This window comes from Allobosea sp., from assembly GCF_030694325.1.
Lineage (GTDB): Bacteria > Pseudomonadota > Alphaproteobacteria > Rhizobiales > Beijerinckiaceae > Allobosea.
In genome coordinates this window covers 1-11,328 of sequence record NZ_JAUXYO010000232.1, presented here as the reverse complement: position 1 = coordinate 11,328, position 11,328 = coordinate 1, and the positions used below count along the sequence as shown (strand labels likewise).

5 protein-coding genes are annotated in these 11,328 nt (G+C 71.6%); all 5 read left to right on the top strand.

Features of this window, described 5'->3' with window-relative positions; all coding sequences use genetic code 11:
* The first annotated feature begins 491 nt into the window (after nt 1–491).
* On the top strand, nt 492–2,810 hold the full coding sequence (locus Q8M82_RS15340; RefSeq protein WP_305692198.1) for a sensor histidine kinase: 2,319 nt from the start codon (nt 492–494) through the stop codon (nt 2,808–2,810).
* A complete protein-coding gene (gene tsaE / locus Q8M82_RS15335) occupies nt 2,807–4,351 on the top strand; it encodes a tRNA (adenosine(37)-N6)-threonylcarbamoyltransferase complex ATPase subunit type 1 TsaE (RefSeq protein ID WP_305692197.1) in 1,545 nt (514 codons plus the stop codon). Before Q8M82_RS15340 ends, tsaE begins: the two co-directional genes overlap by 4 nt.
* 209 nt (nt 4,352–4,560) lie before the next feature.
* Entirely contained in the window at nt 4,561–5,280 is a 720-nt protein-coding gene (locus Q8M82_RS15330; protein WP_305692199.1) for a nucleotidyltransferase family protein, read from the top strand.
* Nucleotides 5,273–8,380 carry a double-strand break repair protein AddB gene (gene addB / locus Q8M82_RS15325; RefSeq protein WP_305692196.1) on the top strand — a complete coding sequence of 1,036 codons (3,108 nt, stop codon included), beginning with the start codon at nt 5,273–5,275 and terminating at the stop codon, nt 8,378–8,380. The genes Q8M82_RS15330 and addB overlap by 8 nt, the downstream gene beginning before the upstream one ends.
* On the top strand, nt 8,377–11,328 hold a 2,952-nt coding region (gene addA / locus Q8M82_RS15320; protein ID WP_305692195.1), incomplete at its 3' end, for a double-strand break repair helicase AddA. The genes addB and addA, both read left to right, overlap by 4 nt.

The following is an 11,328-nucleotide window of genomic DNA, read 5'->3' as shown; positions in this document are numbered from 1 at the left end:
TTCGCATCAGACGCTACTAATGGCGCCGTTCGGGGCGCTGACCGCTAGTTCTGGGGCGCCGTTCGACAGCGGCCGCCCGACCGGGCAATCGGCCCGATTTACCGTCCATTAAGCACTTCCTGCCGGACTCCGTGGGTGATTAGAGTGGGGCTGATTCGGGCCCGGCGCCTCTGCGCGGACCGGGTCGACACGCAAGTATCGGTGCTGGTGGCAGGCGTGCGTCGGAGGCCTTCCGAGGCGGCTCAGGGGCGGCTGGCGGCCGTTCGGTGCCCGCCCGTTCCTGACAGCGGAGGCGGCACGGTGCCGCCCACAGAGAAGACGGACGCAGGATGACCAGGTCGAGCCGACAGGAACGGAGCCGCGGCGGTTGGGGCCGACAGGGGCTTCTGCCGGGGCTCGCGGCCAGCCAGCTTCCCACCTCCGCCCTCGCCCAGGGCAGTTGGCTGCCGCCGCTGCGACAGGAGCTTTTCAGCACCGGAGCGCTGTCCATTGTGCTGGCAGGGCTCACGGTCTTCGCCGCCACGACCTCGCTGGTCTATGTTCGCGAGCGGGCGCGCTGGCTTCGCCGCGAGGCGGCACTGGCCGGCGAGCTGGAGGCGACGCGCGGCCAGCACGACCGGCTGACAGCGCTGCTGGCGAGCGACCCCCAGGTCGTGGTGAGCTGGGCCGGCCGCCATACTGAACCGGTCTTCGAAGGCGACAGCGGCTTTCTCGGCGCGCCCGGCGCGACGCTGGCGCTCGCCTATGGCGCCTGGGCTCCCCCGGCCGATGCCAAGAAGCTCGAACTCGCCACCGATGCGCTGAAGGACCGGGGCGAATCCTTCGGCATGACGCTGCGGAGCAAGAGCGGCCCCTTCATCGACGTCGAGGGCCGGCCGGTCGCAGGGCGCGCCGTCATCCGCTTTCGCGAGGTCACGGGCGAGCGCGCCCGGGTGATGACGCTGCAGAGCGATCTCGAGCGCCTCGGAAGCGAGCACCAGGCACTGGCCGGGCTGCTCGGCGGGCTGCCGCAACCGGCCTGGACCCGCAGTCCCGAGGGACGGCTGAGCTGGTGCAACGCCGCCTATGCACGCGCCGTCGAGGTCGCCGACAGCAGCGAGGTCGTCAAGGGCGGGGTCGAGTTGCTCGACCGCAGCGAGCGCGAGGCCGCCGCCAAGGCGCGGCGCGAAGGACGGACCTTCACGGCTCGCGCCCCGGCCGTAATCGCGGGACAGCGCCGCACGCTCGACATCCTCGAAATCGCGACGCCGACGGGCTTTGCCGGCATCGCCACCGACATGAGCGAGCTGGAAGCGGTCCGGACCGATCTGCAGCGCCAGATGGACGCGCATGTCCGGACGCTCGACCGGCTCAAGACCGCGGTTGCGGTGTTCGACGCCTCGCAGCGGCTGGTCTACCGCAATGCCGGCTTCGAAAGCCTGTGGTCGCTCGACCCGGCGTTTCTCGACGGGCACCCCAGCGACGGCGAAATCCTCGACCGGCTGCGGGCCGAGCGCCGCCTGCCCGAACTCGGCGACTATCGCAGCTGGAAGGCCGGGGTGCAGGCCGCCTATACCGCGACGCGGGCGAACGAGGACTGGTGGTACCTGCCGGACGGGCGGACGATCCACGTCGTCGCCAGCCCCAACCCGCAGGGCGGCGTGACCTATCTGCTCGACGATGTCACCGAGCGCTTCACGCTGGAGTCGCGCTTCAACGCGCTGTCGCGCACCCAGCGCGAGACGCTGGATTCGCTGCGCGAGGGCGTCGCCGTGTTCGGCTCGGACGGGCGGCTGAAGCTCTCCAACCCGGCCTTCGCGCAATCCTGGCGGATCAAGCCCGACCTCGCCGCCGCCGCGCCGCATATCGACGAGGTGGTGCGGCTGTGCCGCCCGCTCTTCCCGCAGGACGAGATCTGGCGCGAGCTGCAGAGTGCCGTCACCGGCGTCCGCGACGCACGCGAGGACTATGTCTGCCGCATGGAACGGCGCGACGGCACGGTTCTGGACTGCGCGGCCGCACCGCTGCCCGACGGCGCGACGCTGATCTCGTTTGCCGACGTGACGGCGAGCGTGAATGTCGAGCGGGCGCTGACCGAAAAGAACGAGGCGCTGGAGAAGGTCTCCCGCCTGCGCGAGGATTTCGTCCACCACGTCTCCTACGAGCTGCGCTCGCCGCTCACCAACATCATCGGCTTCGCGCAGCTGCTCGGCACGGAAGCCGTCGGCGCTCTCAACGACAAGCAGCGCGACTATACCTCCCATATCGTGCGCTCCTCGGGCGCGCTGCTCGCCATCATCAACGACATTCTCGACCTCGCCACGATCGACAACGGCGCGCTCCAGCTCGAACTGGAGGAGGTCGACGTCGCCGACACGATCTCTCAGGCGGCGGCGGGGCTGCATGACCGCCTCACCGACAGCAAGCTGGAGCTGAAGGTGGTGATCGCGCCCGAGGCCGGCCCCCTGCGCGCCGACGGCAAGCGCCTGCGGCAGGTGCTGTTCAACCTGATCTCCAACGCGATCGGCTTCTCCTCGCCCGGGCAGACGATCACCGTCAGCGCAGTGCGCGACGAGGGCCATGTCCGCATCACCGTCGCCGACCAGGGCCGCGGGATTCCCGCCGAGGTGAAGGAGAAGGTCTTCGACCGCTTCGAGAGTCATTCGCTCGGCTCCAGCCATCGCGGCGTGGGCCTGGGCCTGTCGATCGTCCGTTCGATCGTCGAGCTGCATGGCGGGCGGGTCGAGCTCGACTCGGCGCCGGGCCGCGGCACGCGCGTGACGGCGGTCTTCCCCGCAGCGGGGCTGCCGCTGTCGGATGCCGCCGAATGACGGAGGAGGTTTCCCGGGCCGGCACGCACCGCCTGCAACTGGACGACGAGGCGGCGACGCTGCGCCTGGCCGCCGATCTCGCCGCCATCCTGAAGCCGGGCGACATCGTCGCCCTCTCGGGACATCTCGGGGCAGGTAAGTCGATGCTGGCGCGGGCGATCCTGCGCGAACTCGCCGAAGACCCGACACTGGAGGCGCCGAGCCCGACCTTCACCCTCGTGCAGAGCTACGAGACCCCGCGCGGGCCCGTGCTCCATGCCGATCTCTACCGCGTCCGCTCGCCCGACGAGCTCGACGATATCGGCCTCATCGAGGAGCTCGACCGGCTGATCCTGCTGGTGGAATGGCCCGATCGCGCCGGAGCGCGCCTGCCCGGCGGACGCCGGCTCGACATCGTGCTCGACGTCGATCCGCAGAACCCCGAAACCGGCCGCATCGCCGATCTTTCCGGCGGCGTGCTGTGGCGCCAGCGTCTCGCCATCGCCATTGCGACGCGCCGGCTGATCGACGATGCCGGCTGGGACGATGCACGCCGCGACTACATGCAGGGCGACGCCTCCAGCCGCGCCTATGAGCGTCTGACGCGGCCCGACGGTAGCAGCGCCGTGCTGATGATCTCGCCGCCGCGCCCGGACGGGCCGGCGATCCGGCTCGGCAAGCCCTACAGCGCGATCGCTCATCTCGCCGAGAACGTCGACGCCTTCGTCGCGATGGATCGCGGCCTGCATTCGCTCGGCTATTCGGCGCCGGAGATCTACGCACAGGACCTGGCGACCGGGCTGCTGCTGATCGAGGATCTCGGCAGCGAGGGCGTCGTCGATGCGCAGGGACCGATCCCGGAGCGCTACGAGGCGGCCGCCCGGCTGCTGGCGGATCTTCACCGCCACACCCTGCCGACGATCCTGCCCGTGGCCGAGGGGCGCGACCATGTGCTGCCGGATTACGACCGCGGGGCGCTGGCGATCGAGACCGAACTGATCCTCGACTGGTACGCGCCGCATATCGCGGGCGTGACCCTGCCGGCGGTGGCGCAGGCCGAGTTTGCGCGGATCTGGAACCGTCTCTTCGACGAGATCCTGGAAGCGCCGGGCACCTGGACGCTGCGCGATTTCCACTCGCCCAACCTGATCTGGCTGCCCGGCCGGGACGGCCATGCCAAGCTCGGGCTGATCGACTTCCAGGACGCGGTGGTCGGCCACCCGGCCTATGACCTCGCCTCGCTCGGGCAGGATGCGCGCATCGACGTGCCGGCGGCGCTGGAGCTTCGGCTGCTGGCGGCCTATGGCCAGGCGCGCCGCGCCGACGATCCCGATTTCGACCTCGCCGGCTTCGCCCGCGCCTATGCGATCCTCGGCACGCAGCGCAACACCAAGATCGCCGGCATCTTCGCGAGGCTCGACAAGCGCGACGGCAAGCCGGCCTATCTCAAGCACCTGCCACGCATCGAGGCCTATCTGCGCCGCAACCTCGAGCATCCGGCACTCGAAGAGCTCAAGGGCTGGTACCAGACGCATCTGCCGAAACTGTTCGAGGTGGGTTGAGATTTTAGCCAGCGCTGCCCACTCCCTCTGCCGTCATCCCGGACAAGCGGCGCAGCCGCGCCGATCCGGGATCCATGCCTGATCCGTTCCGGAATGGGTCCCGGGTCTCCCTCCGGTCGCCCGGGACGACCGCCGCAAATATCTGATAGATTCGCGCGATAGAGGAGATTCGCGTGACGCAGGCCCATTCCCAACCGATCCGCCGCGCCATGGTGCTGGCGGCGGGGCTCGGCAAGCGGATGCGGCCGATCACCGACACGATTCCGAAGCCGCTCGTCAGCATCGGCGGCAAGTCGATGCTGGACCATGCGCTCGACCGGCTTGCTGAAGCCGGCGTCGAGGACACGGTCGTCAATGTCCACCATCTCGCCGAGCGCATCGAGGCGCACCTGGCCGGCCGAACCGCCCCGCGCGTGACGATCTCCGACGAGCGCGCGCTGCTCTTGGAGACCGGGGGTGGGGTGAAAAGGGCGCTGCCGCTGCTGGGGGACGAGCCCTTCTTCCATGTGAATTCGGATTCGCTCTGGAGCGAGAGCGGCGGCTCGGCCATGCAGGCCATGGCGCGGGGCTGGGATGCCGCGCGGATGGATATGCTGCTGCTGCTGGCGCAGCGCGAGGGCAGCGTCGGCTTCGACGGGCGCGGCGATTTCTTCAAGGCTGAGGACGGGCTGCTGACACGGCGCGGCAGCGCAGACAGCGCACCCTTCGTCTATGCCGGCGTCGCCATCATGAAGCCCGGTCTCTTCGCGGACACGCCGGAGGGGCCGTTCTCGCTGAACCTGCTGTTCGACCGCGCCATCGCTGCCGGCCGGCTGCACGGGCTCGTGCTCGACGGGCAATGGCTGCACGTCGGCACGCCCGAGGCGATCGCGCCGGCCGAGGCCGCCTTCGCGGCGGCGCAGGCCGCGCCCGCGCGAGCCGATGGCTGACCTCAACCTCTTCACGATTCCCGCCGGGGCACCCTTCCTGGAGGTGCTGGCGCAGGCGATGCTGGAGGGCCGCTTCGGACGCGTCCACGATCCTGAGGACCCCGCCGCGCTGGCGCGGGTGACGCTCTATCTGCCGACGCGACGGGCTGCACGCGCCTTCGCCGCCTGCCTGTCCGACAAGCTCGGCGGCGCGCCGCTGCTGCTGCCGCGGATCCTGCCGCTGGGCGATGTCGACGAAGCCGAGACGGCGCTGATCGGGGCCGGGGCGCTGGCCGAGGAGCGCATCGCGCCGATCGATCCGCTGGCGCGGCGGATGATCCTGACCCGGCTCGTTGATGCCTGGGGTCGCAGCGCCAATCGCAGCCATCTGCGGCTCGATCCCGCAGAGCCCTCGCTGGTGCCGGCGACGCTGGCCGAGGCCTATGGGCTCGCCGGCGACCTCGCCGCCCTGCTCGACCAGATGCAGACGGAGGACGTCGCAGTCGAGCGGCTCGGGCGGCTCGACGCGGCCCGTTTCGACAGGGTCTGGCAGCTCAATGCCGAGTTCCTGTCGATCCTGGGCGGGGCCTGGCCGACCATCCTGGGCGAGCGCGGCGCCTGCGACCCCGCCACCTTCCGTAACCGCATGCTCGCCGCCGAGCGCGAGCGGCTGCTCTCGGGTGCCGTGACTGGGCCGATCATCGCCGCCGGCTCGACCGGCACGGTCCCTGCCACGGCACGGCTGCTGGGGGCGATCGCAAGGCTGCCCAATGGCGCGGTGGTGCTGCCGGGGCTCGACCTCGACCTCTCCGACGAGGCCTGGCGGGCGATCGCGGAGGAGCCCGCGCCCTCGCATCCGCAGGCAGCGCTGCATCACCTGCTCGACACGCTGCAGGCGGTGCGGGCCGATGTGCGCGCGCTCGCCGAGCCCGATGCTGCGCATGGCGCCCGCTCGCGGCTGCTGCGCGAGGCCATGTTGCCGGCCTCGGTGACACAGAGCTGGGCCGATCTGCGCGAGCGCCTGCCGACGGAAGAAGCGGAACTCGCCTTCCGCGGTCTGCGTCTCGTCGAGGCGGCCGACGAGCGCGAGGAGGCGCTGGCGGTCGCAGTCGCGCTGCGCGAGACGCTGGAGACGCCCGGCCAGCAGGCGGCGCTGATCACGCCCGATCGCGGCCTCGCCGAACGCGTGACGGTCGAGCTCCGGCGCTGGGACATCGCGGTCGATGATTCGGCCGGCCTGCCGCTGGCGCGCTGGCCGGCGGGCTCGCTGCTGCGGCTCGTGCTGGAGGCGGCGCTGGCACAGATGACGCCGGGAAGCCTCGTGCCGCTGCTGGCCCACCCGCTCTGCCGGCTCGGGCTGCCGCGCGAGGAGACGGCACGCGGCGCCTCAGCACTGGAAATCGGGCTGTGGCGGGGCGAGAGCGTCGGGCGGGGGCTGGCCGGCCTGCACGAGCAGCTCGGACGCTGGAGCGAACTCTGCACCGCGCGCCATGCGCCGGGTCCGCGCAAACGCCTGAGCGAAGACGATGCCGCAGCGGCGGCCACAGTGCTGGCGGCGCTCGGCACCGCCTTCTCGCCGCTGCTGGAGGCGCTGTTCCTCAAGGCGCCGTCGCTGGCGGTGATGACGGCCGCGGCGCGCGCCACGGTCGAGGCTATCAGCCTGAGCGAAGACGGGCAGGCCTGCGCCTTTCGTGATGCCGATGGCGAGGCTCTGGCCGGGCTCTTCGACGATCTCGCCGCCGCGCAGTCCGACATGCCCGAGGGTGGCCGGCCTGCCGATGTCGTTGCGATCCTGGACGGGCTGCTGGCCGAGCGCGTCGTCAAGCGCAGCGGCGGCGGCCATCCGCGCGTGCGGATCTGGGGCCTGCTCGAGGCGCGCCTGCTCGAGGCCGACCATGTCGTCCTCGGCGGGCTCAACGAAACCGTCTGGCCGCCGCAGACCACGACGGACGCCTTCATCAACCGGCCGATGCGCGCCGAACTCGGCCTGTCGCCGCCGGAGCGCCGCGTCGGCCAGACCGCGCATGACTTTTCCATGGCGCTGGCGGCGCCTTGCGTGACGCTGACGCGGGCGCGCAAGGCCGGCGAGTCCGAGACGATCGCCTCGCGCTTCTGGCAGCGGCTGCAGGCGGTAACGCCGGCGCCGGTCTGGGGCGAGGCGCTGGCACAAGGGAAGCGGCTGACGGCGCTGGCGGGGCGGCTCTCGGCCCCGGCACCCGTGCGACCCGTCGGACGGCCCGCGCCGAAGCCGCCGCGAGCGCTGCAGCCGCTCTCGCTCAGCGTCACCGATGTCGAGACGCTCTATCGCGATCCCTACCAGATCCATGCCCGCAAGATCCTGAAGCTCGACGCGCTCGATGGGCTCGTCGAGGATCCGAGCGCGCAGGATCGCGGCAGCCTGCTGCACGAGATCGTCGAGACCTTCGCCGCGACCTATCCGGAGCAGTTGCCGGCCGACGCCCATGGCCGGCTGATCGCGATCGGCGAGCAGGCGTTCCGGCGCTTCGCGGATGCGCCGGAGGTGCGGGCCTTCTGGTGGCCGCGCTTCCTGCTCACGGCCGGCCATTTCATCGCCTGGGAGGAGCGGCGGCGCGGCGCGCTGGCCCGTGTCGCCGTCGAGGTCTTCACCGGCCATCGCTTTCCGCTTTCCGACGGCGCGACGCTCCGGCTCAGCGGCAAGGCGGACCGGGTCGAGATCACGCGGACGCCGACCTTGCGCATCATCGATTTCAAGACCGGGGCGCCGCCCAGCAAGGCGCAGGTCGAGAAGGGCTTCGCGCCGCAGCTGACGCTGGAGGCGGAGCTGGCGGCACGGGCCGGGTTCGAGGGCGCGGTCGGCCCGACGCCGGTCGAGGCCGTGCTGTACATGAAGCTTCATCACGACCCGAAGGCCTGGGCCAAGGACAAGCCGCTGGAGTTCGACGGCGAGAGCCTGGCGGATGTGGCGAGCCGCCATCTCGAACGCCTGCTGGCGCATGTCGAGGCGCTGCGCAGCGGCCGCGAGGCCTTCGTCTCGCGCCGCGCGCCCGACTACATCAAGTTCGCCTCGCCCTATGACCAGCTCGCGCGGGTCAAGGAATGGGCCGCCGCCTCCGAGAGCGACGAGGGGGACGGGACATGAAGCCCGGCTGGATCGTCCCGCCCCTCACGCAGCAGAACCAGGCGCTGGCGGCCGATCCGCGGCTCAGCGCCTGGGTCTCGGCCAATGCCGGCTCGGGCAAGACCTATGTGCTGGTCAACCGCGTGCTGCGGCTGCTGCTCGACGGCGTGGCGCCCGGGCGCCTGCTCTGCATCACCTACACCAAGGCCGCCGCCGCCAATATGGCCAACCGGGTCTTCGCGGCGCTCAGCGCCTGGGCGACGCTGCCGGAGGCGGAGCTGGTCAAGGAGCTGACCCGCCTGACCGGGAAGCCCCCCTCGCGCGACAGCCTCGCCGCGGCGCGGCGCCTGTTCGCGCAGGCGCTGGAGACGCCGGGCGGGCTGAAGATCGAGACGATCCACGCCTTCTGCACGCGGGTGCTGCAATCGGCGCCCTTCGAGGCGAATGTGCCGCCGCGCTTCGAGGTCGCGGATGACCTCGCCCAGGCCGAGATGCTGCGCGAGGCGCGGCGCGAGCTGTTGCGGGCGGTCGCGTCTTCTCCTGAGGGCGAGGAGGCGCAGGCGCTCGACCTGCTCGCCCGCCAGGCGGCGCAGGACACGTTCGATGCAATGATGCAGGAGGCGCTGCGCCAGCGAACCCTGTTCAACGACGCGGAGGGCCGCGCCCGCGATGCCGGCGAGATGCGGCAGGGCATCGCCGCCGTGCTCGGCATCGCGCCGGATCTGTCGGCGGAGACGGTGCGGCAGGATTTCCGGCGTGACCTCGCCGGAATGTCCGGCCTCGCGGCACTGATTGACGCCCTGGAGGCGGGCAGCGCCACCCGGCAGGGTTTCGCGGCGACGTTGCGTGCCCTGCGCGCGGGGGCCGATGATGGCGATCCGGTGTCCTTCTGCCGGAAGGGTTTTCTGACCGAGGCCGGGAGCGTCAACAGCAACATCAGCGGCCGCGGCAAATCGGCTTTCGAGGGCGCGCTCGCTGATACGCTCGAGGATCTGGCCACGCGGCTGCGCCAGGCCATCGACCGCCTCAACGCGATCGCGATCCGCGACCGCAGCCATGCGCTGGCGCTGCTGGTGACGCGGATGCTCGCCTCCTATCAGCGCCAGAAGAGCGAGCGCTCGCTGCTCGACTATGACGACCTGATCGCCCGGACGCGCTCGCTGCTGACGAGGGTCGAGGCGGCGTGGGTGCTCTACAAGCTCGATGCCGGCATCGACCACATCCTGCTCGACGAGGCGCAGGACACCAGCGATGCGCAATGGGCGATCCTGCGCCAGCTCGCCGACGAGTTCAGCGCCGGGGGCCGTGAGGCCGGCCCGCGCCCACGCACCGTCTTCGTGGTGGGCGACGAGAAGCAGTCGATCTACGGCTTCCAGGGCGCCGCGCCCGCCGCCTTCAACACCCAGCGCCGGCAGCTCGGCCAGCGCATCCGGGAAGCCGAGCAGCGTTTCGAGGCGATCAGCCTGAACACCTCCTTCCGCTCGGCGCCCGACATCATGCAGGCGGTCGACGCCGTCTTCGCCCTGCCGGAGCATGCGCGCGGCCTCGTCTTCGACGGCTCGGAGCGGCCCGAAATCCACGACACGGTGCGCCGGAGCGACCCCGGCTGTGTCGATCTCTGGCCGCTCTGCGCCAATGATTCCGGCGAGCCGCCCGACGCCTGGACGACGCCGGTCGACGCGACAGAGCGGCGCAGCGGGACGGCCAAGCTCGCCCAGCGCATCGCCACGACGCTCGCTAGCTGGACACGCCGGGGCGTGGACGATCTCGGCCAGCCCTTTGCGCCCGGCGACGTGATGATCCTGCTGCGCCAGCGTGGCGCGCTGTTCGAGACGATCGTCAAGGCGCTGAAGGATGCCGGCGTGCCCGTCACCGGCCGCGACCGGCTCACCCTCGCGACCCATCCGGCGGTCGAGGACCTCGTCGTGCTCGGGCGAACGCTGCTGCTGCCGGAAGACGACCTGACGCTCGCCACCGCGCTGAAGACGCCGCTGATCGGGCTCGACGACGACGACCTCCTGCGCCTCGCACCAGAGCGCAGCGGCTCGTTGCGGGCGGCGCTGCGCGAGGCGGCTGCGAGCGAACCGCGCTACGCGGCCGTCGAGGCGCGGATGGCAGCGCTCGCGGCAGAGGCGGGGCGCTGCGGGCCGTTCCGCTTCTTCGCCGGGCTGCTCGGACCGGGCGGCGGGCGAAATCTCGCTTTGGCGCGTCTGGGGGCCGAGGCCGGAGACGCGCTCGACGCCTTCCTGTCTGCGGCGCTCGACCATGAGCGGCGCTACGGCCCCTCGCTCGCGGGCTTCCTCGACCATGTCTGCGGCGCTGCGACCGATGTGAAGCGCGATCTTTCCTCCAGCCGCGGCGAGGTCCGCGTCATGACGGTGCATGGCGCCAAGGGGCTCGAGGCGGGAATCGTGATCCTCGCCGATCTCGCCCCGCCGCCCGGCGCCAAGCGGCTGCCGAAGATCCTGGCGGTCGAGCCGCCGCGGCGGCAGGCGGTGCCGATCTGGCCACCCGCCAGCGCCGAGGACGCGCAAGCGACGGCGCAGGCCAAGGCCCGCGTCGTCGAGCAGATGGTCGAGGAGCATCACCGCCTGCTCTATGTCGCGATGACGCGGGCGGAGAACCGGCTGATCGTCTGCGGTGCGCAGGCCAAGGGCGAGGCCCCGGCCGGGAGCTGGTATGCCATGGTCGAGGCCGGCCTCGCCGCCTCCGAACCGGGGCTCGCCGAGATCGGCGAGGGCGACGCTGCGCTCCGCCGCTTCATGACCTCGCGACCCCAGCCGGTGGCCGTGGAGGCCTCGTCCCAGCCGACGACGCCCGAGCCCGCGCCCGACTGGCTGTCGCGCCCGCCGCCGCGGGAGGCCGAGCCGGCGCCCCCGCTGAAGCCCTCCAGCGCGCTCACCGCCGCCGATGCCCCCGACCGGCCGGTCGATGGGCCCTTCCTGGCGGAAGCCGCCGCGGCCGGGCGC